The sequence below is a fragment of the Chitinophaga sp. genome (assembly GCF_039596135.1).
Classification (GTDB): Bacteria; Bacteroidota; Bacteroidia; order Chitinophagales; family Chitinophagaceae; genus Chitinophaga.
The window spans coordinates 1-20,567 of record NZ_JBCNKH010000043.1; the positions used below are offsets into that span (position 1 = coordinate 1).

Here is a 20,567-nt window from a genome sequence, read left to right on the forward strand (position 1 = left end):
CTTACCCAAACCATAGTGAAGCTTTAACACTAAATGAGTACTAATACATCACTAAATGTGCACCTCAATATCGAATCGATATAGAAATGTACTTTTAATATACTTATAGTGTACTAATGGCAGTATAGTTATGCTATAGCTGAATTAGCTTTTAATTTTGGAATTCACAGCCAAAAAACAAGGCTTTTATTAAAAAAACAGCAAATAATCCCCCATTCATTAGAAAGTTTCCAACAAAATCACCCATTTGCATTCCACCATTCTAAACCGTACTTTTGCCTTCTGAAAAGGGAAGACTAATATGCGCGAAAAGCTTAGGGAGCTTGCCGGACAATTTACCGGAACGTTATACACAGATGACACCATGCGTACCCTGTACGCCACAGATGCTTCAGCATACAGAGAAATGCCATTGGCAGTAGCTATTCCAGCCAATGAAGAAGACATCAAAACACTGATCCGTTTTGCGAGGGCAAACAAAACGTCGCTGATTCCGCGTACGGCCGGTACCTCGCTGGCAGGCCAGGTAGTCGGAAACGGTATAGTGGTAGACGTGTCGCGCACCTTCACCAAAATCCTCGAAATCAATACGGAAGAACACTGGGTAAGAGTTCAGCCCGGCGTGATCCGCGATGAGCTCAACCTGTTCCTGAAACCATACGGCTTCTACTTCGGCCCGGAGACATCGACCGCTAACCGCGCCATGATAGGCGGGATGGTGGGCAATAACTCCTGCGGCTCCAACTCCGTTGTATACGGCAGCACCCGCGAACACCTGCTCGAAGTAAAGGCTATTCTCAGCGACGGTTCGGACGTGACTTTCAACAGCATCTCTGCCGATGAGTTTCATGCCCGCTGCGAAAGGAACGACGGCAGCCTGGAAACCGCCGTGTACAAACAAATGCGTACCCTGCTCGGGAACCACGCCCACCAGGAAGAAATACGCCGCGAATTTCCCAAGCCCAGCATCCTCCGCAGAAACACCGGCTACGCCGTAGACCTGCTGCTGGAAACGGCCCCCTTCACTGCCGGCAAAGAAGACTTTAACTTCTGTAAACTCATTGCCGGTTCCGAAGGTACCCTCGCGTTCCTCACCGAAATTAAAGTCAACGTATCGCCCCTGCCTCCCAAAGAAACAGGGCTGCTCTGCGTACACTTCAACAATGTAGACGAATCGCTGCGCGCAAATATTATTGCCATGCAATATAAACCCAGCGCCAGTGAACTGATCGACCACTACATCCTGGAATGTACCAAAGACAATATCGAACAGCGCAAGAACCGCTTCTTTGTGCAGGGTGATCCCGGTGCCATTCTCGTTGTTGAATTCCAGCGCAATACCCGCGATGAAATCACCGAAATTGCCGACCGCCTCACTGCCGAACTAAAGGCTGCCGGCCTGGGCTACCACTTCCCCCTCCTGTTCGGGGCTGACTCAACGAAGATCTGGACACTGCGCAAAGCAGGTCTCGGTCTGCTCAGTAACCTCCCGGGCGATGAAAAAGCAGTGCCAGTGATCGAAGATACCGCCATCGATATCTACGACCTGCCCGACTACATCCGTGACTTTAACGAGATCTTAAAAGCCAATAACCTTTACTGCGTACACTATGCGCACGCTGGTAGTGGTGAGATCCACCTGCGTCCTATCATCAACCTGAAAACCAAAGAAGGGAACGCCCTCTTCCGCAAAATTGCCGAAGAGATTGCAACGCTCGTAAAGAAGTACAAAGGTTCCCTGAGTGGTGAACACGGTGATGGCCGACTGCGTGGTGAGTTCATCCGCCAGATGATCGGAGATAAAAACTATGAACTGCTCAGGGAAGTGAAATATACGTGGGACCCGGAGAACATCTTCAATCCAAATAAGATTGTAGATACCCCGAGCATGAACAGCATGCTGCGTTATACACCGGGGCAGCAAACACCACCTATTCAAACCGTCTTCCACTTTCCGGAACAAACCATTCTGCAACATGCAGAACAGTGTAATGGCTCTGGCGACTGCCGCAAGACACAATTGAGTGGCGGTACCATGTGTCCCAGTTATATGGCTACCCGCAATGAAAAAGATACCACCCGTGCAAGAGCGAATATCCTGCGTGAGTTCCTGACACATTCTACCAAAGAAAACCGCTTTGACCACCAGGAGATCAAAGATGTACTGGACCTTTGCCTGGCTTGTAAAGGCTGTAAGTCTGAATGTCCTTCGAATGTGGATATGGCGAAACTGAAAATGGAATTCCTGCAGCATTATTACGATGCGAATGGAGTGCCTTTCAGGGCGAAACTGATCAGTAACTATACCCGGCTGAATGCACTGGCACAGTATGTACCGGGCATTTACAACTGGATGATCAATACCAAAGCAACCGGTAACCTGATTAAGCAAACTTCCGGTTTTGCAAAAGATCGTTCACTGCCGGGGTTAGCGTCTACTACCCTGCGGCGTTGGTTTAAGAAAGAGTGGCCGGGTATGAAGGCATCATTGCCGGTGGCGACTAAAAAGGTGTACCTGTTCTGTGATGAGTTTACCAACTTCAATGATACGCATATTGGTATCAAAGCGGTGCAGTTGCTGCATCGCTTAGGATATGATGTGGTGATGATTGAGCACCCTGAGAGTGCACGTGCATGGATGTCTAAAGGGTTGCTGCGCAAGGCGAGGATTTTTGCAGAGCAGAATGTACGCATCTTTAGTGAGGTGATTAATGATAATGCGCCTTTGCTGGGTGTAGAGCCTTCGGCGATTCTGAGTTTCAGGGATGAGTATCCTGATCTGGTGCGGGAAGAGTTGAGAGCAGCAGCGAAGGAGTTGGCGAAAAATGTATTTTTGATTGATGAGTTTTTGAATAAGGAGGCGGAGAAAGGGAATATTACAGCTGCTCAATTTACAGATCAGAAAAGACAGATTAAACTGCATGGGCATTGTCAGCAAAAGGCGTTGTCTTCTGCATTGTTTAGTAAGAATATTTTATCACTGCCGGCGCAGTATACGGTGGAGGTGATTCCTTCTGGTTGTTGTGGTATGGCGGGGTCATTTGGGTATGAGAAGGAGCATTATGATTTGTCTATGCAGATAGGTGAGTTGGTGTTGTTTCCTGCTGTGAGGAGTGCGGAGGAGGGTACGCTGATAGCGGCGCCGGGTACGAGTTGCAGGCACCAGGTGAAGGATGGGACGGGGAAGAAGGCGATGCACCCGATTGAGATATTGTTTGATGCGCTGAAGTAGGTTAATGTTGCATTCATAAACCGCCAAAAAATAACGCTTTTGCCGTAGGCAAAAGCGTTATTTTTTTGGGGGGGATAAATGGCCTGCGGCCGGCTAAGAAGCGTTATTTTTTGGCGTTATTTTTTGGGGCAGTGGCAAATGGCCTACGGCCGGCTAAGATCAGAAAATCCCCATAAGACAATCCTTCAAAATATTTCAACCGGATCAACAACCAACCCCTACAGCTTAACTTTCCTTTATCATTACCTTAACTTTTTATTAAAAGACATTTTTTCACCTTAGCATTATCACGGTAGCGGATCAACTGTCACATGCAGTTTTGATCCGAAGGGATTGCTTATGAAGTTGTTGTTTCGCTATCCTTTTTCTAACCAAACAAAGCCTATGCGCAAAAAATTTACGTTCGTTATCCTGTTGCTCTGTATTACCGCATTCTTTTCTTCTACATCATTTGCACAGGCCAAAATCGCCTATGTGAATATGCAACAATTAGTTGTCAGTATGCCGGAAGCCCGGAAAGCATATGATTCACTGCAACAATATCAACAGGAATTACTTAAAGACGGGCAGGCATTAGTCGCTGCTTACCAGGCAAGGGCGAGTGAATTTGATAGTACGCAGGAGAAACTGAGCCCCGCTATCAGGGAGGTGAAAATGAAGGAGCTGGAACTGGCCAAAAACAATATTGAAGAATACAGGCAAAAGATGGAACAGCAGTTGTCGGACAGGGAGCAAAAACTCACTGCACCGATCCTGGCAAGGGCGAAGAAAGCTATTGCAGACCTGGCGGCGGAGAAGGGTTATGTATGTGTACTGGACAATTCAAAAGATATTGTGGTTACTGCTACCTGCGAAGATCTTATGCCAGCAGCAAAGCAGAAATTAGGCATAAAATAAGCGGTCTTTCGCCATTGATACCCAACCCTCACACGACAAACGAAAGAAGAATTCGAAGTAGCCCCTCCCGGTCGGGAGGGGTTCTACTCTACTTAAGTGATTAACCACCGCAACAAAGATTTTTTTTCCATTAGTTGTCTGAATAAAAAAAACGGCTGTTTCATTTCTGAAACGGCCGCAATTTTTTGATATAAGCCCTTTTTAAAGGCGAATAGTTGCCGGCAGGTACTTTGCAATTAAATCCTCATAATAAGACTTTAATTCGGAGATAACCGGTGGTTTTGGACTCTTACTATACAGATCGTATGGGTTGAATTTCTTCACCCACTCAAACATTTCTTTATCATGATTGGTCATCAGGTGCTCGTAAGCATGCTCCCTGTGCTGTGAATAGAAAGAGTGATAACGGATCATATACAATGCCGGTTCCGGCAGGTAATCCTTCATCATCTGGTACAGGTATTCATCATGCCCCCAGCTCATAGATACATTATCCAGGCCGCAGTTAGGGCTGTAAACACCATATTTGGAATTATAGCGCTCATCCCGGGTATCGGGGTTCAGCGCAAAAAATTCAGGATAAACGATCTTGTCAGAAAAAGCACAACCTACCGGGAAGGTATCTCCCACCACCGCCCATTGGGCTTCGCCAAACAGGCACAGTACTTTTCCCATGTCATGGATAAAACCGGTCAGCACAAACCAGTCAGGATGCCCGTCTGCACGAATGGCTTCTGCTGTTTGCAACAGGTGTTGCAGCTGGTCGAGGTCAATGTCCGGATCTGAATCATCCACCAGGGTGTTCAGGAATTCCATGGCGCCCCATACCGGCATTTCTTTCCTGTTGAACCGCAGGAAATCGGCCCGTTTTTCCTGCACAAACTCATAAGTCTGATAGGTATGATTAAGGCGGTAAAAATCCCGTACAGTGTCTCTGCCGGGGTTTTCATAATTACGAAACTCTTCTTTGGCTTTGGCTGGTTCACCTGCATCCGGATAGCGCAGGAGTACATCATCTTCCCATTGTTCAATACTCTGCAGTGGGCGAAGCTCCTCACCGGAGAATTCATGTGCTTTCATACGTGTAGTTTTAAATAAAAGAGTGGAATCAGACTTGATAAGCTGAATTTACAAATTTCAATCGATTTCAACAAATGTTTTTGGGTGATTTTGAGGTAGTTTTGTGCTTTTTTAAAAAAGAGGGGAATTTCTGAATAAACTGTAACCAGTGGTGGGGAAAGCGCCCCTCTATTCGTAACTCTCCCATGAATCAGAAAATTTCTGATCCTGAAATGCCTCTGCCAGACCGGTAATCTGCCTTAATCGCAGCACTTCGTCCGGATCCATCCCCAGCTCCTCTCCAATTCTTTCATTGGACCAGTCCTTTCGCCTCAGAAAAGTAACAAGCTTAGCAGACAGTTCTATCTGGTGCGTGCCCCGGGCCATATTATGCCTTACAGTAGAAGCCACCCGGTTTTCCAACGATTTATCGAGCCGGGTAACCGGGATATATCCATTCAGCCCCGCCCCAATGTCTGCTATATTTTTACAAACTTCTGTGCGATGAAATCCATCCACGACCACCCAATGGTTATCTGCTTTTTCTTTGGCTACCACTACCGGCATGGTAAGACCATCTTTCCTGATCGATAGCTCCAGCAGTTTCATTTCAGGAGGGGCTACCTTATTGGGATTGTAATCATTCCCTTCCAGGTGATCTATGGGTATTAACTGTACATTTAACACCGGATGCGGGAGGCCAATAAATTCATACAGCTGTTCTGTAATGCTGTTAAAAATTTCTACTTTTTTTTCAAAGGAATCGTGTCTGTGGCTTTCAATGATTTTACTGATCATATTTCAAATTACTATAGTGTCGATGTTTTTAAGAGCAGGTTTAGCTGGCGCGTCATCTCCTTTTTGGTTTCTGAAAAAGAAAGTCCCTTACACCAATAATCATTTTTCAACAACACTTTGCAAATTCGCCGCCATGAGGGCGCCTTACGCTTTGCTTCAAGCTTCAGGTCGGCTGTTTCCGGGATATCTGTTGCATACCCACGAACCCGCCAATAGGATAAGAATTTATCTATTTTTTTCTCGTAATGTTCTTTCAGATGAGGCGGCATGGTATCCAGCAAAAAACGGGTATAACTCTTATAGGTGTGTCCTTCGGGCAGGTACATTTTAAAATTTGCAAATGCGATCCTGTTATTTTCACTGTAGCGGTTGCCGAAGTTAGCTCCTTCCACCCGGCCTACTACTCTTGACCATACTTCCGGTTCAAGTATTTTATAGAGGTATAATCCCTTACGCTGATCATCTCCATATGGCTGGCAAAGCCTCATTTTGGAAAGTGGTATACCGGCGAGGTACATCAGGTCATAGAGCTTATTATAATCAAAGTCATATTTGCCATTTGCAATCCAGATGTCCTTCGTTTTCCAGTCATATATAGGATAAAAATTATAGAAGTGCGGGGCGATCTTTGTACTCCATTGTTTATTCTGGTAACGGCTTTTGGAAAAGTTGGCGATCGTTTTGTACCTGTTATAACTTTCATCTGCACGTATGCCTACCAGGCAGGCAGTGTCTTCGCCCTGGGCAAACCATTTCCCGAATTCCCTTACAAATTCTTCAAATTCCATCCCCTTTCTGAAAAAAGGAAAGAATTGCTGATCTTTTATTACAGCCGGATGATCTGCGTATTCCCGCACCCATGAGTCCCGTTTTTCTTCGTCCCAGCAAATCCAATGTGGCTGGTATTGGCTAACAGCGTTACGTAAATTAAGCGGCAGGCAAACCCAATAGGCTTTCACTTCAACCCTGGATACCATCCTCAAAATAAATTCAACTGTTTTCTGATATTGTGCTTCGAGGTCAACTATCAATACATGCACCGGCAATTTGTTATGACGGCGGGCAACTTCTATTGCCATGTTTAGCATGACCCCACTATCCTTTCCACCACTAAATGCGATGTATATTTTGTTGAAGTTCGAATAGATAAAATCCAAGCGATCAATAGATGCGTCATATACTGCCGTATTGCTATACTTCTTATACATGCCGGGTTTTATTACTCAATTTAAAAAAATAAATTTAAATACCCCGGCACTCATCAAATTAACTATATGAACAGCAACGTTTTATAACGAGGAGGTTGTAAATAAAAAAAGGCTTCCATGACGAAAGCCTTTTAAAATTTAACAAGAGATTTTTTTTACCAGAATACTGTATACAACGCCGTCAGGATACCCATTATAATAACGGACCCTACCACGAATGCAGGCGACGCCTTAAACATCTTTTTATCTACGATGATCACCGGCTCCTGGTACTTACTTTTCTCTTCTGCATAAGTCAGTATCAACATAATTACTATCAGCAAACCGAACACGATGCTCATCCTATCCAAAAATGGCAAATCGGGGAATGCCCCACCCGTCCAGGCCGGGAGGAACTTGAGCACCACTGACAATGGAATAGTAAGCAATGCACCCGCCATGGCAGCTCTCGTAGTTGTTCTTTTCCAATACAAACCTAAAAGGAAGATAGCCAGTACCCCCGGTGCGATAAAACCTACGTACTCCTGTATAAACTGGTACGCCTGGTCCAGTGTACGCAATGCCGGTGCCACCACCGCTGCTATTAACATGGCAATGATCACCACATACCGCCCTATCCGCACCAACTCTTTTTCCGTTGCATCTTTCTTAAAATACTTATGATAAATATCCAGCGAGAAGATGGTAGATATACTATTGGCCTTACCTGCCAGCGACGCTACCACAGCTGCTGTGAGCGCGGCAAATGCCAGTCCTTTCAACCCTGGAGGCAATAAATTCAACAAGGTAGGATACGCCTGATCCGGTTTTAATGCCCCGGCAGCATCGTGCAGTTCTGCGCCAAACACGCCATTCTTATATAATACATACGCTGCAATACCCGGCAGTACCGCAATTACAGGAATCAGCAATTTCAGGAATGCTGCAAACAGGATACCACTGCGCGCTGTTTTCAGGTCCGCACCCAGCGTACGTTGTATAATGTACTGGTTACATCCCCAGTAGTTTAAATTATTCACCCACATCCCCCCTATCAGCACTGACAATCCCGGCAGGTCCTTATAATACGGATGTGTGGAAGGGAAGATCATATGAAAATGCGTATCTGCTTTTTCCTTAATTAAGCTCAACCCTTTAAAGATATCATCGCCGTAGCCAAAATGCCGGCTCACCATGTGCAATGCCAGGTAAGTAGTAGCCAGTCCTCCTACAATCAGTACAATCACCTGGATCACATCGGTATACCCGATCACTTTCATTCCGCCCAAAGTCACGATAACGGCAAACAATGCGAGTCCGAAGATGCACCAGTAAAAATCAATGCCTGATATGGCGGAGATAGCCAGTGCCCCTAAATAAATAATAGAAGTGAGGTTCACAAATACATACACCAGCAACCAGAATACGGCCATAATGGTACTCACTGTAGAATTATACCGCTGCAATAAAAACTGGGGCATGGTATAAATCCTGTTTTTCAGGTATACAGGTATAAAAAACACGGCGACAATAATCAGCGTTGCAGCACTCATCCACTCATACGTAGATATTGCCAATCCCAGCGCAAACCCTGACCCTGACATGCCTATAAAGTGCTCTGCACTGATATTGGATGCGATCAGTGAAGCCCCGATAGCCCACCATGTCAATGACCCTTCTGCCAGAAAGAAGTCTTTGGAACTCGCCATGGCAGACTTCTTGCGTTGGTAAATCCAGTAGCCGTAGCTCGCTACTATCACGAAATAAATCAGGAAGACGATATAATCAAGTTGCTGCAAATGCTTCATTACAACTAAGCTGTTTAATTGGCCTTAGGGAAAATTATAACTGGGCAAAGAAAGGAAAATATACGGAATTAATGTAGGCTTTTCAATTTATATTATATTTACTCAATATGCTGGAAGTTGACAAAAAAGACGCCCACCTGCTTGAAAGAGCCATTTCACAGTGGGAAACCGATGCCCTCATTACTCCCGACCAGGCGCAAAACCTGCGGGGCACCTGGCACATCCGGGCTACGGACTGGCAGGCAATTACCCTTTATATTTTTATCGCGGCCATCTCCTGTGCCCTCATGGCTTTTGGTGCACTGGTGCTCGATGAAAAGTGGATTGAGGTACTGAGGTTGAAGTTCTCCCTCGATGATGGTATTATCGCTGCGGGTTTTGCACTACTCACCGTGTTCCTGTGTCTCCACGGTTACCGCAGGCAACAGCGCTACCCGGTATACTCACTCAACAGGGAATTATTCTGGCTGTTGCCCATACTTAGTATAGGAGTCAGCGTAGTATACCTGGGCAAGTCGTTGCATTACCTGAATGGTAATTACGGGGTGTTCTGGTTGCTGGCTACCGCCTGCTATGGTGTACTCGGCGTGGTATTATCCAGCAGGTTACTGTGGTCAGCGACGCTGCTTTGCCTGATACCGGCGTATGTAAAGCTGACTTATTTTATCAGTCATGACCAGCCGTTCTTTTTGGGCATGAACCTCCCCTGCCGGATGATACTATTGGCGGCGCTGATGATGCTGATTCACGCTGCATTTTATAAAAATAAACATTACAGGCGGATTGAGGATATTACCTGGACGGGGGCCTGGCTGCTCTTTTTCCTTTCCGGCTGGCTGATTTCTATTTTTGGCAATACGGCCAACTGGGAAGAATGGCAGCAGGTACGGCAGGTGCATTTGCTCTGGTGGGTGATCGGGTTTACGATTCTTTGTGTGGGTGCGTTATTGTTTGGCATCAAAAAACAGGATACAATGGTCAGGGACATGGCGGTATTGTTCCTGCTACTGGATATGTATACACGTTACTTTGAATACCTTTGGGACCGTACGCACAAAGGACTGTTTTTCGCTATCCTGGCGGTATCTTTCTGGTGGATCGGGAAGTTATTGGAAAGGAGATTAAAAAAGGCTGATCCTAAGTAGATCAGCCTTTAAATAAAGAAAAGACTTTTATTATTACTGAAAATGTAAAACGGTTCCGCCCCAGGAATACCCTACACCAAATCCGGCGAGTAATACTTTATTCCCTTCCTTTATCTGGCCGTATTCGATGGCTTTGGCCAATGCTATTGGAATAGTAGACGAAACGGTATTTCCGGTATTTTCTATATACACAAAGAACTTCTCATCGGGAATTTTAATCTTTTTCCTGAGGTGATTCAACATATACAGATTTGCCTGATGGAAAATAAACAGATCCGTATGCTCCATGTCCAGCCGGTTTTTGACCATTGTTTCATTCACCAATCCTGGTACCGCCCTGGAGGTAAATGTGAATATTTCAGGTCCATTCATGTAGAGGCATGAAGAACTGTGTACGTTACCATACTGGTCTGTTTCCTCCTGGAAAGTCAGCACTGGTGCTTTGCTGCCACCTTCCTTAACAATCAGGTTTTCTGCACCTTTGCCATCAGATCCCAGTTCAAACTCACCGATCTCCGCAATACCTTCGTTCGCAACAATAGTCGCGGTTGCAGCATCACCGAAAATCGTTTTGTTTGATTTATCCATTTCGTGAATGTATTTGGTATATGTATCTGCTGTCAGTAAAAGGATTTTCTTTGCAATATTCGCTGCAATTAATCCCTTTGCTATCGCCAGGCCATATATGTAACCAGAGCAACCCAGGTTAAAATCCAAAGCCCCTGCTTTGGTAGATATCCCAAGTTTTTCCTGAATGATACAGGCAGTGGTAGGAAGCATATAATCCGGGCTCTGCGTACAGAGTATCACAAAATCGATATTTTCTGCAGCACCGGGGTGCGTTTCGAATAAGCGTTTGGCCGCAGCAATCGCCATATCAGATACATACTCGTCCTTGCCAGCAATATGTCTGTTAACAATACCTGTTTTCTCTGCAATTTTCTCAACAGACCATTCCGGATATAATTGATTCAGCTCGTTATTGCTCAATACGGTTTCCGGCAGGTAAAAAGCTGTAGCTTGTAAGTATGCTTTCATCTTCGAATTTTATTGTAGCATAAATCCTCCGTCCATTACAATATCACTTCCCGTCATCCACCTGGACTGATCAGAGAGAAGATAAACTACCTGGCCCGTAATGTCCTCTGCTGTACCGTATCCCAGCGGATATGCCTTTTCTGCTTCGGTCATCGCATCAGTAGATAATTTATTATTATCTTCTATAGCTGTCGTTTTTACGATACCGGGAGATATTGTATTTACACGGATTCTACGTGGAGCCAGCTCGCTTGCCAATACTTTTCCAAAAGCTGTAAGTGCAGCCTTGGAAGCTGCATAGAGCGCAGTGCCTGGCACCCCCAATTGTGCAGAAATGGAAGAGATAAATATGATAGATGCGCCAGCTGCTATTTTCTTTTTTTTCAGCAATAGCTGAATCAATAGCACGTTTGCATCAAAGTTTACTGAGAACACGTCTCTCAGCTTTTTCTCTGAAATCAATTTTACCGGCAGATATTCAACTACTCCTGCATTCAGTATAATACCGTCCAATACAGGGAGTGCATCTGTCAGCTGATGCAAATCGGTTGTGGATGTTAAGTCAGCCCGGTATGGTATAGCCGTTCCCTGTGTATACAAGCGAATGGTTTCATTCAGGCGCTCCTCGTTTCTTGCTGTAAGATGCAGTTCGGCGCTATATTGCGAGATGTCCCTGGCTAGTACACGACCTATGCCTGAAGAAACGCCGGTAATGAGAATTTTTTTGGCTGATAAAGTTGATGTCGTCACTATAATCAGGAATTCTGGGTTACAGTAATGTTATACAGGTCTTCCACAGTCCTCGCTTCATCAATCTGGCGTGCATTTACGCTGGTATTAAATTGTTCTTCGAGCATTACGATAGTAGCCAATGCGGTGAGGCTGCTCCATTCTCCGATTTCTTTAAACTCAGTTTCTAATTGAATTTCTTCGGGTGAGGTTTCGTCAAATAATCCTTGAAAAGCTTCCAGAAATGATTCTTTTGATTCCATTTAATATTTATTTTTAATCATGAAATTTTACGGGTTTGGCGGGCATCCCAACGGCTGTACATTTAGGAGGCAGGGATTTGGAGACAATAGCTCCCATCCCAATGACAGTTTCTTCACCAATTTCGCAACGGTTAATTATTTTAGCGCCGGTGCCTGCATACACGCCCTCTTTAATAACCACTTCGCCAGAGATATTCACAGATGGCATGAATGAGGAATAGTCGCCAATGATCGTATCATGTCCTACCGTACATCCCAGGTTCAGAATCACGTGTTTACCAATCCGGATATTTACGGTGATAATACAACCAGCTGTGATGATACAGCCTTCACCAATGCTCACATCATCCTTACCAATGATCACATTTGGGTGGATCAGTGTAGGATAATGGATTTGGGGGTTCAGGATTTTCTCAACAATAGTTTTCTTGACCTTAGGATTTCCTATGGCGACCAATATTCCCATTGGTTCATTTACTTCATTTAACGCGGCCAGTCCCCCCAAAACAGGGTATCCATTTACGATTTTTCCGGCTTCCATACCATCATCATAAAACCCGACAAACTCCAGCCTGGGGCCTTTATTTTCCATTTCATTGACCTGATCAATGAGCATTTTTACTTCACGGCCGAATCCCCCGGCGCCATAAATTGCAATCTTTCCCATGTTTATTTGGGGCTATTTGATTATAGGTATATTAAAAAAATTCGTGCAATATTAAGAGAATTACAGGAACAACTTGTTAAAAATAAGTTAAACCGCTGATACTGTGAGCTTTTCTAAAAAAAAACTTCTATTTATGGAAGCCCACGCAATCATCTAACCTTTGGGATTATAATGTATTGAATGCAATTGAAGGCCCGATTATCCAACGACAAACGGCTTGAGTCCAGTAAACTACCGAACTCAAGCCGCTTAATTAAAATAGCAGTTGCCTAAACTTCAGGGTTGTGTTTAGTGTGCAATTTCAATGGCTCTCACCTGGTACCTGCCGGTATCATAAAAACTCCAGTCATAATTTGCGGTAATCCACGACCGCAGGATCATAATAAATCTTTCCAGTTCCTTGTCCATCACTTCTCCAAATGAGGGCACCAGTTTTTCGAGCGCGGTGAAGAGTTTTACTTCTTCGTTGTGCATGCGTGCAGTTTCGTCGACTGCCTGCTGCAGGGACAGCTGCCGTTCATGCTGCAATACGAGTACGAGGTTGTGTACATCGCCCTGTTTTGCCTCTTTGGCACAGGAGAAAATGTCATTGCTCCAGCACACAATATTGTTACAAGCTAAAACCAATCGCTGCACGATAAAATGCTGCAGAATTTCTGCGGGCAGGTAGACCTTTTCGATGATCTCGATAGCCTCTACATCGGCAAATAATGCGCCGGTGTAAGGGCGCATGGTCACGTATTCTGCTACGGTAGGCGTAACATTGGCGGCACGGTTGCCGGCCTCCCAGTGGCAGGAAGTAAAATACTCTTCCATGCTCCTGATAAACCGTAACTGCCACCCTGGCGAGCCCAGTGCCTGCATGCGTTCCCAGATATCTGCAAAACTGCGGCCGAGGATGCTATCCACTGGCGTATTATTGCGTAAGATCTGCATAAAACTGTCCGTCACGCTCTCGAGGTATACTGCTTTCTTACCCAATTGCGCTTCGTCGCACTGGTCATCGAGCATAAAGAGCCAGGTATTAAAATTAGCGATCACGCATAGTTCATGCAGTGCTGCATATGGAAAGGCTCTTGCCGCCAGCCATGCAAAGCGTGCTTTGTTAAATTTAGCAATGCCTTCGGGCGTATTGACAAGACCAAACTGCGTAACAAAGGCCAGGTTCTGGGCGTGTGCAGCTTCTACATGCTGGTTAATAAGAGAGGGAAACGGATATGCAATCCGTGGCATAATGATCGTTGGCATAAAAAAGAGGATTTTTTTTGAGTGGGTACATGCATCTGCGGCAATTAGGGGCGTAAAAATGAGGAAGGGCCCGACCTTCCGGGGTGCCGGATGATCAAACCCTCAAACATTCAGGAAAAGAGGTTCCTGGTGCTGTCATTAAAAACGACGGCTCCCTGGTTCTCTTACTGCATTTTGACAACCTTATTTGCCCAGATGCTCAATAACTTTTGGAAAAGCCAGCTTAAACCAGCTGGTGAACTGTGCAGGTTGTTCGTGCAACAACCGGGTTATGGTTTCTACAGGTATAAACCGATAGTCGTTTACTTCCTGTGGGTTCGGGTTAATTGTACCGTTATATGTCCCCATGAGTACATGGTCATATTCATGCTCTATAAGGCCATTATCAAAATCTGTACGGTAGGTAAACTGAAACAATTCTGACAATGGGCAGTCAAAACCCATTTCTTCTGTTAAGCGCCTATGGGCCGCCTGTGCGACCGTTTCTCCTGGCATTGGATGGCTACAACAGGCATTGGTCCATAATCCTCCTGAATGATACTTATCAAGTGCACGCTGATGTAACAACATGTCTCCGGCATCATTCCTGACAAATACAGAAAACGCCCTGTGTAATAGTCCTTTCCGATGAGCTTCCATCTTCTCCATTACCCCCGTCACTTCATCCTGTTCGTTAACTAGAATTACCTGTGCTTCCATAATCGTAACAAATATACTAAAACCCGGTTGGCATTATAAACAACTGGCAATTTGAATGCTGAATGGCAAGCATCATGCATGCGGTGGCGAATGAATGGTTTTCATGACTGTAGTCTTTTAAAGGTTTTGTTTTGTGTGGGGTCTTCAATAGGAACGCCGTTAAGAAAGAACGGGCTGATTGGCTAAAAAATACGCCCTGAATATACGACAATATTTGTTCATTCTATCTTTTGGTACGGTAGTGGCTGGTCTCCCATATCTTAAGTTTACCGTATATTTGTAGCTTATGGCAGAAGATTTAAGCATTGTACAAGGAGACAAAACAGCCCAATACAAGTCTATCATTCCGCAAATAGAGGCACTAACAGCAGGGGAACCCGATCTGGTGGCTAACCTTGCTAATACTGTAGCTGCGCTGAAAGAGCAATTTAACTGGTTTTGGGTAGGATTTTACCTCGTAAAAGGAGATGAACTGGTGCTTGGCCCCTTTCAGGGTCCGGTAGCCTGCACCCGCATTAAAAAAGGCCGTGGCGTATGTGGTGCCAGCTGGGCACAGGCCACCACCCTCATTGTTCCTGACGTAGAAAAATTTCCGGGGCATATTGCCTGCTCGAGTCTCTCGAGATCTGAGATTGTGCTGCCTGTCATTCGCCAGGGCGAAGTGATTGGGGTACTGGATGTAGATAGTGAACACCTGTCACATTTTGATGAAACGGACCGGCAATACCTGGAGGCGATCATCTCCGGCCTGAACTTTGAGGAATAAATTACAATTATGTTTTTCTTTCGTAAAAAATCTGAAAACGTCGGGACCAATCTGCCCTTTCTGGCAAGTATTGGCACTGATATTCATTCACATCTGTTACCCGCTGTGGACGACGGTTCTCAGGACCTCGACACATCTATAGAATTTATTGAAGCCTTGCATGCACTTGGTATCCGGAATGTGATAACGACCCCACACTGCATGATGGACCGCTATCCAAATTCTGTTGAGACCCTGAGTGAGCCGTACCAACAGGTAAAAAATGCACTGGCTGAAAAGAATATTCCTGTGCATTTTCACCATGCAGCAGAATACTACATGGATGAATTTTTTGAAGAGCTGATGAAGGCGCCGCTCATGACACTGAATGGTGAACTGGTGCTGGTGGAGATCTCGTTTATGAGTGCACCGCCACAACTGCATCAATGGCTCTTTGAACTTTCAGCACAAGGTTACCGCCCGGTGCTGGCACATCCGGAAAGATATAATTACTACCATACGCAGCTGGAAGAATACAAGGTTTTTAAACAGAGAGGTTGTCTTTTGCAGGTAAACCTGCTCTCCCTGACGGGGTACTATGGCAGGCATATTCAGAAAGCGGCGGAATGGCTGATTGAAAATAAATTAATAGACTTTATTGGCACTGATTTGCATCATAGTAAGCATTTGCAGGCTATTAAAGCAATTGGGAAGGATAAAAAACTGGTGAAGTTGCTGGATACTTACCCTTTTAAAAATAATACGATTCAACTGGTTCCCCAGGTTTAATAATATGGCGGCGAAGCGATGCTTCGCCTTTTTTTTTGTCACTGCGAAAGCGTTGCTTTCCGCAGTGGTTGATGTATTCTAAAAAAAAAGCAATATCTTTACACAGGCCTCACACTTAAAAAACCCCATATCTTTTCTGCAAAGCCTCCCTAAGATTGTTATTATTCTATTCCGATCCTAAACCATTACTCAGATTCAACAACAATTGATTATTCTCATAGCAACCGTATGAGAAAAACCATATACCATGAACGTACCTAATAATGACCCTGGCGTAAATGATGTTACCCAGCGAATACTCTTAGTAACCGGCGATGCAGGCATGGCCCGGAAAATCCGGCAATTGCTTACAGAGCAGTACACCCTTCTCAACACCAACTCAATTACAGAGGGTATAGAAATGGCCTATCAACATCACCCCGATCTCATTCTCTGCGATGCGATGGTACAGGACGCTACTGGCTACCAATTCCTGATCACACTACGAAATGATGCGGTACTGAAGCCGATCCCTTTCATACTCTTTTCCCGTCCGAATATGCCGGCGAACATGCGCAAGGGCATGAACCTGGGTGCAGATGATTACCTTGTGGCACCCTTTACGGGCGAGGAATTGCTGAAAAGCATTCACTCCCGCATCAGCAGGTTTCATCACATCAGGGACACCCCTAATTATTATATGCGGGAAAAAATGACATTGCAGGAAGTAAGTACGCTTGCCATCAATGACAGGCTGAGTAAAACGGAGGCTAAAATACTTGGTATGATAGCGAGAGGGATGAGTAGCAGGGATATTGCATCTTATAAATGTATAAGTGTGAGGACTGTCGATAATCACCGGCATAATATCACTAAGAAGTTACAATTGTCCGGCCCCAATGCGCTTGTTAAGTTTGCTATTGGTTTTGCAGGTGCTATGAAATGAGGTAGTTTACCCATTTCTCATAATATATGTCGCGTTGAACCCGGGGACGGGGGAGACAGGCAGCATTGTGGGTATATGGTACTTTTATGTGGGAGATGCGGGGATCTGGCATATGCCCTAAGGGTTGTTTTTTAGCGTCAGCCCCATCTGGTGGACATTTTTGGGCAAAAAAAAACGGCCAACCATGAATGGAAAGCCGGTCTTTCATCCATTGTTTGTTAACCCCAGTTACCGAATTTTTTGTTTCAAATTAAGTAGCTGGGGCTACCCTTGCAATGTTTGTTATGCAATATTAATGCATTACTCGATACGATTTTGTTAACCCTTGGTTAACGCGAAATTATTCTTTTATTATTTTTGCCATTCGTTCATTTCCATCCCACGTTAATGGGATATTGCAGAGGCCCTTATCCAGCGTCATTTTCACACGACTACCCGATACAGGTGCATCTGTACGCATGCACTAAGATATATATACGATTACTTCCGGGTACCGGGAACTACAACTAAATACATACCGTGAAATCTGCAGAAATTTTCCCGTTATCTCACTGATTGTCGGATGATTGATAAAATATGGTGCGGTTTAAGCAATTAGTTTTGGGGGGCGTTGAAATAAAAAAACCCCGGATGAAGAATCATCCGGGGGGTTCATCAGTATGAAAGTTAACCCTATGCTTCAAAATCAACTATTGTCTCATTGTCTGCCAGGTCTGTCGCTACCACATTGATGATACTACCTGCTACGGCGTCGTTGGCGGCAGTGGCAGTATACTGCCAGCGCCATTTACGCTGCTTCACCGCATTGCCGGTTTCCACGAGTGTACCATCAGCTTTCACAATGCTCACTACTACGCTGGCTGCATCGACCACATCTCTGACGTCTATGGACAGGGGATCACCGATATTGCCCTTGTATTTTGTTGTCTGCACTTCCTTTATTTCAGGGGCATCGAACGCATCCTTGAGGGCAAGGTTGTAGGCAGATGCACCGACTTTTGAGCTATCGGCTGCTGCCTGGTATAGTGCTTTTTTAGCAGCATCTGCCAGGATACTTTGCGCATAACCGGCTGCCATTGAAAAACGATCTCTGACAGCCGACTGCTGTTCATTGGGAGGCAGGGAATAGGCGCCTACCTTTTTACCGAGAACGGTATTTTCTCTGCGCACCCTGACGGTCATCTGGTTACCGATGGAGCCGGACAGTTTTGCGAGAAAGAGGTTTTTATTTGCTATTGCCATGTTTAATATTTTTGTTTGTTGAACAATGCACTGACAACCGGATGAAGCAACAGGTACCGCTCTATTGCTACAGGTACAGCTCCGGTGGATCATTTCGATGCAATAGTAGGGAGAAAAATTATACAAAAAACTACCCTGCGGCTGGTATATAACTATATAGTATATACGACTATTTTGATCCGTATCACTTTTGATACCTCTATACAGGTACTACAGATGTAGCGCCATCCGTACCGCTTTTGATACCTCTGGAGAGATACTACGGTGGCGCACATATATTTTTAAAAAAATATTTCCATTGTACTTCCCGCAGCAGGCTGCTGTCGTTACTTTATCCTTATTCACCATTAAAATCCTACTATGTACCCTTGCATCATTCGATACTTCGTGATCGCCGGTTGCATCAGCGGAATGTATCACGTGTTCTAGTACTCATAGCATGCAATCGGACTTATTAATAATCATCACATTATTTAATTAAAGTCACTCATTGCATATGCAAACTTTTAACTTTGAAATCCAGCTTACGGCTTTTTATACACACGCCATTGCCGATAAAAAAATCAAAAAGCATCATATCTCCCTGTACTTCGCCCTTGTGATGAAGTGGCGGAAACAGAAAGAAAACCCTGTAATAAGGATTAAAGCCCGGGAAATGATGCCCATATCAGACATAGGCTCCAGGAACGCTTACTTCCGATACATGTCGGAACTTGTAAAATGGGGCTATATTGCTCAATATGGAAAAGGGTTGAGAGACGCTTTTGTAGTCATGAAGCCCCTATACGCCGATATACCGCGGCACATCAGTATCTCATCCGATACTGATCTATCTGATCTGAATAATAATAAGATAGAGATAAGAGAAGATCAGAGTTCTCACGCACCGTCACTGGAAGAGGTAATAGCCATCTACACCGCCCAGGGCCTCACTGACAATGAAGCCACCCGGTTCTATAGTTACTACAGCAGAAAAGGCTGGAAAACGAAGAATGGGGAACCGATAAAGGACTGGAAGTCCCTTACACAGGTAGCGGTTTACAGGTTGCTTAATAAAAAACAGTCTTCCAATGACAGCGAAGGGAAAGGTAAATATCAGGAGCCTATTTGACTACAAGGCTATCTATTCCCTGATAGAACAGCACATCAGGGAATACCCGCAGTGGCAGGACTTCACCTTCAGGCGTTATCATTTTACTGCTGTACGACAAATACTGGGATGGGCGCTGCGCGATGAAACAGAAGCAGCCGCACTGAATATTGATCTTCAAAAAGGGTTGCTGGTCATGGGTACTGCCAATATTGGCAAGACCCGCCTGATGCGGTTCATCAGTAAAATAAAAGTTGATGATGATCCACGACCTTTTAAGATGATCAATTGTGCAAATCTCAGTGATCAGTATGCGATCACAGGCAGGCATGCTTTGCTACCTGTGGTTCATACCTCCTGCTGTTTGGATGGGCTGGGCAGGGAAATGCCGACGGGGTATTTCGGTCCTACATTTGAACTAATGGCGAAGGTATTGTTGGATTTTGCGGAAGATCATGTTAGTACAGGGTTGATAACGCATGTTACTACAACGCTCGGAGGAAAGGAGATTGAGGATAGGTATGGGAAGGAAGTAAGAGCGAAGATGAAGGGTATGTTTAATCAGGTAGTGCTGGATAAGTAAAAAGTATAAGGTTGTCTCCTGGCGGAGACAACCTTTTTTTGAATTAAGATGTTTAAACTCCTACTTTGAATTTGAAAAAATAAATTATAGCAACAAGTCCAAGTACACCAAGACCGATCCCGCTCCAAAATTCACTCTTGCCGTCATCCGTGGGGAATAAGAGTTTATCATACCCTTCCAGGTATCTCATATTGATGAGATCTCCTACAGCATGGTCTTCACAAAATCTCACCCCGATCTGTTTATCAAAAATTCGCCCCTGATAGCTCAGCTTCATGTAATATTTGGCCTTTGTAGTGATACAATGTCCGGAGATCTCTGTGATTTTCATTTGAACAACCTTACCTTCCCTGGCAATTTTTATATCGGGGAATTGTAGCATAAGGTATACAAATCCATAAACGTAAATGGCTAAAACCATCC

The 20,567-nt window shown here is 44.8% G+C and carries 20 protein-coding genes; 8 read left to right on the forward strand and 12 right to left on the reverse strand.

Annotation, left to right across the window (positions count from 1 at the left end):
* Positions 1-301 precede the first annotated feature (301 nt).
* Both ABDW16_RS21590 and ABDW16_RS21595 read left to right on the forward strand, forming a co-directional pair.
* Positions 302-3,232, forward strand: a complete 2,931-nt coding sequence (locus tag ABDW16_RS21590) for an FAD-linked oxidase C-terminal domain-containing protein (protein ID WP_343672607.1) — start codon at positions 302-304, stop codon at positions 3,230-3,232.
* A gap of 384 nt (positions 3,233-3,616) precedes the next feature.
* Positions 3,617-4,129, forward strand: a complete 513-nt coding sequence (locus ABDW16_RS21595) for an OmpH family outer membrane protein (protein WP_343672609.1) — start codon at positions 3,617-3,619, stop codon at positions 4,127-4,129.
* Between the two features lie 201 nt (positions 4,130-4,330).
* Here the strand turns inward: ABDW16_RS21595 and ABDW16_RS21600 are convergent, their stop codons facing one another.
* The 4 genes from ABDW16_RS21600 to ABDW16_RS21615 form a co-directional block, all read right to left on the reverse strand.
* Positions 4,331-5,209 carry an inositol oxygenase family protein gene (locus tag ABDW16_RS21600; protein ID WP_343672611.1) on the reverse strand — a complete coding sequence of 293 codons (879 nt, stop codon included), beginning with the start codon at positions 5,207-5,209 and terminating at the stop codon, positions 4,331-4,333.
* Between the two features lie 168 nt (positions 5,210-5,377).
* Entirely contained in the window at positions 5,378-5,986 is a 609-nt protein-coding gene (locus ABDW16_RS21605; RefSeq protein ID WP_343672612.1) for a ParB/RepB/Spo0J family partition protein, read from the reverse strand.
* 11 nt (positions 5,987-5,997) lie between these two features.
* On the reverse strand, positions 5,998-7,194 hold the full coding sequence (locus tag ABDW16_RS21610) for a DUF3440 domain-containing protein (RefSeq protein ID WP_343672614.1): 1,197 nt from the start codon (positions 7,192-7,194) through the stop codon (positions 5,998-6,000).
* A gap of 155 nt (positions 7,195-7,349) precedes the next feature.
* Positions 7,350-8,981: a sodium/sugar symporter gene (locus ABDW16_RS21615; RefSeq protein WP_343672616.1), complete on the reverse strand. Its 1,632-nt coding sequence runs from the start codon at positions 8,979-8,981 to the stop codon at positions 7,350-7,352.
* 107 nt (positions 8,982-9,088) lie between these two features.
* Here ABDW16_RS21615 and ABDW16_RS21620 point away from each other — a divergent pair, with 107 nt between their 5' ends.
* Positions 9,089-10,126 (forward strand): hypothetical protein, encoded by a 1,038-nt coding sequence (locus tag ABDW16_RS21620; protein WP_343672618.1) that lies wholly within the window; start codon positions 9,089-9,091, stop codon positions 10,124-10,126.
* Positions 10,127-10,159: 33 nt separating this feature from the next.
* Here ABDW16_RS21620 and ABDW16_RS21625 read toward each other — a convergent pair whose 3' ends face one another.
* From ABDW16_RS21625 to idi, 6 genes are all read right to left on the reverse strand, one after another.
* Positions 10,160-11,164, reverse strand: coding sequence for a ketoacyl-ACP synthase III (locus tag ABDW16_RS21625; RefSeq protein WP_343672620.1), 1,005 nt, complete (start codon positions 11,162-11,164; stop codon positions 10,160-10,162).
* 9 nt (positions 11,165-11,173) lie between these two features.
* Entirely contained in the window at positions 11,174-11,914 is a 741-nt protein-coding gene (locus tag ABDW16_RS21630) for an SDR family oxidoreductase (protein ID WP_343672622.1), read from the reverse strand.
* Between the two features lie 5 nt (positions 11,915-11,919).
* The gene (locus ABDW16_RS21635; protein ID WP_343672623.1) at positions 11,920-12,156 is read right to left on the reverse strand and encodes an acyl carrier protein; all 237 of its coding nucleotides are present in this window, start codon (positions 12,154-12,156) and stop codon (positions 11,920-11,922) included.
* A 13-nt stretch (positions 12,157-12,169) separates the two neighbouring features.
* Positions 12,170-12,823: an acetyltransferase gene (locus ABDW16_RS21640; protein ID WP_343672625.1), complete on the reverse strand. Its 654-nt coding sequence runs from the start codon at positions 12,821-12,823 to the stop codon at positions 12,170-12,172.
* Positions 12,824-13,111: 288 nt separating this feature from the next.
* The gene (locus tag ABDW16_RS21645; RefSeq protein ID WP_343672627.1) at positions 13,112-14,071 is read right to left on the reverse strand and encodes a (-)-gamma-cadinene synthase; all 960 of its coding nucleotides are present in this window, start codon (positions 14,069-14,071) and stop codon (positions 13,112-13,114) included.
* 183 nt (positions 14,072-14,254) lie between these two features.
* Entirely contained in the window at positions 14,255-14,770 is a 516-nt protein-coding gene (gene idi, locus ABDW16_RS21650; protein ID WP_343672628.1) for an isopentenyl-diphosphate Delta-isomerase, read from the reverse strand.
* A 286-nt stretch (positions 14,771-15,056) separates the two neighbouring features.
* Here idi and ABDW16_RS21655 point away from each other — a divergent pair, with 286 nt between their 5' ends.
* The 3 genes from ABDW16_RS21655 to ABDW16_RS21665 all read left to right on the forward strand — a co-directional run bounded on the left by ABDW16_RS21655 (position 15,057) and on the right by ABDW16_RS21665 (position 17,229).
* Positions 15,057-15,536, forward strand: a complete 480-nt coding sequence (locus tag ABDW16_RS21655; protein WP_343672630.1) for a GAF domain-containing protein — start codon at positions 15,057-15,059, stop codon at positions 15,534-15,536.
* 9 nt (positions 15,537-15,545) lie between these two features.
* A complete protein-coding gene (locus tag ABDW16_RS21660) occupies positions 15,546-16,304 on the forward strand; it encodes a CpsB/CapC family capsule biosynthesis tyrosine phosphatase (protein WP_343672632.1) in 759 nt (252 codons plus the stop codon).
* Positions 16,305-16,551: 247 nt separating this feature from the next.
* On the forward strand, positions 16,552-17,229 hold the full coding sequence (locus ABDW16_RS21665) for a response regulator transcription factor (RefSeq protein ID WP_343672634.1): 678 nt from the start codon (positions 16,552-16,554) through the stop codon (positions 17,227-17,229).
* A gap of 672 nt (positions 17,230-17,901) precedes the next feature.
* Here the strand turns inward: ABDW16_RS21665 and ABDW16_RS21670 are convergent.
* Complete coding sequence (locus tag ABDW16_RS21670; protein WP_343672636.1) at positions 17,902-18,471, reverse strand: hypothetical protein; 570 nt, start codon at positions 18,469-18,471, stop codon at positions 17,902-17,904.
* 496 nt (positions 18,472-18,967) lie between these two features.
* On the opposite strand from ABDW16_RS21670, the gene ABDW16_RS21675 reads away from it, so the two are divergent.
* Both ABDW16_RS21675 and ABDW16_RS21680 read left to right on the forward strand, forming a co-directional pair.
* Positions 18,968-19,582, forward strand: coding sequence for a hypothetical protein (locus ABDW16_RS21675; RefSeq protein WP_343672638.1), 615 nt, complete (start codon positions 18,968-18,970; stop codon positions 19,580-19,582).
* Positions 19,542-20,144, forward strand: a complete 603-nt coding sequence (locus ABDW16_RS21680) for a hypothetical protein (RefSeq protein ID WP_343672639.1) — start codon at positions 19,542-19,544, stop codon at positions 20,142-20,144. Before ABDW16_RS21675 ends, ABDW16_RS21680 begins: the two co-directional genes overlap by 41 nt.
* 52 nt (positions 20,145-20,196) lie before the next feature.
* Here ABDW16_RS21680 and ABDW16_RS21685 read toward each other — a convergent pair whose 3' ends face one another.
* On the reverse strand, positions 20,197-20,565 hold the full coding sequence (locus ABDW16_RS21685) for a hypothetical protein (protein WP_343672641.1): 369 nt from the start codon (positions 20,563-20,565) through the stop codon (positions 20,197-20,199).
* Positions 20,566-20,567: the final 2 nt, after the last annotated feature.

Coding starts and splice junctions, on each gene's coding strand:
- ABDW16_RS21590 (WP_343672607.1), top strand. CDS start 302: ATGCGCGAAAAGCTTAGGGAGCTTGCCGGACAATTTACCGGAACGTTA.
- ABDW16_RS21595 (WP_343672609.1), top strand. CDS start 3,617: ATGCGCAAAAAATTTACGTTCGTTATCCTGTTGCTCTGTATTACCGCA.
- ABDW16_RS21600 (WP_343672611.1), bottom strand. CDS start 5,209: ATGAAAGCACATGAATTCTCCGGTGAGGAGCTTCGCCCACTGCAGAGT.
- ABDW16_RS21605 (WP_343672612.1), bottom strand. CDS start 5,986: ATGATCAGTAAAATCATTGAAAGCCACAGACACGATTCCTTTGAAAAA.
- ABDW16_RS21610 (WP_343672614.1), bottom strand. CDS start 7,194: ATGTATAAGAAGTATAGCAATACGGCAGTATATGACGCATCTATTGAT.
- ABDW16_RS21615 (WP_343672616.1), bottom strand. CDS start 8,981: ATGAAGCATTTGCAGCAACTTGATTATATCGTCTTCCTGATTTATTTC.
- ABDW16_RS21620 (WP_343672618.1), top strand. CDS start 9,089: ATGCTGGAAGTTGACAAAAAAGACGCCCACCTGCTTGAAAGAGCCATT.
- ABDW16_RS21625 (WP_343672620.1), bottom strand. CDS start 11,164: ATGAAAGCATACTTACAAGCTACAGCTTTTTACCTGCCGGAAACCGTA.
- ABDW16_RS21635 (WP_343672623.1), bottom strand. CDS start 12,156: ATGGAATCAAAAGAATCATTTCTGGAAGCTTTTCAAGGATTATTTGAC.
- ABDW16_RS21640 (WP_343672625.1), bottom strand. CDS start 12,823: ATGGGAAAGATTGCAATTTATGGCGCCGGGGGATTCGGCCGTGAAGTA.
- ABDW16_RS21645 (WP_343672627.1), bottom strand. CDS start 14,071: ATGCCAACGATCATTATGCCACGGATTGCATATCCGTTTCCCTCTCTT.
- idi (WP_343672628.1), bottom strand. CDS start 14,770: ATGGAAGCACAGGTAATTCTAGTTAACGAACAGGATGAAGTGACGGGG.
- ABDW16_RS21655 (WP_343672630.1), top strand. CDS start 15,057: ATGGCAGAAGATTTAAGCATTGTACAAGGAGACAAAACAGCCCAATAC.
- ABDW16_RS21660 (WP_343672632.1), top strand. CDS start 15,546: ATGTTTTTCTTTCGTAAAAAATCTGAAAACGTCGGGACCAATCTGCCC.
- ABDW16_RS21665 (WP_343672634.1), top strand. CDS start 16,552: ATGAACGTACCTAATAATGACCCTGGCGTAAATGATGTTACCCAGCGA.
- ABDW16_RS21670 (WP_343672636.1), bottom strand. CDS start 18,471: ATGGCAATAGCAAATAAAAACCTCTTTCTCGCAAAACTGTCCGGCTCC.
- ABDW16_RS21675 (WP_343672638.1), top strand. CDS start 18,968: ATGCAAACTTTTAACTTTGAAATCCAGCTTACGGCTTTTTATACACAC.
- ABDW16_RS21680 (WP_343672639.1), top strand. CDS start 19,542: ATGACAGCGAAGGGAAAGGTAAATATCAGGAGCCTATTTGACTACAAG.
- ABDW16_RS21685 (WP_343672641.1), bottom strand. CDS start 20,565: ATGGTTTTAGCCATTTACGTTTATGGATTTGTATACCTTATGCTACAA.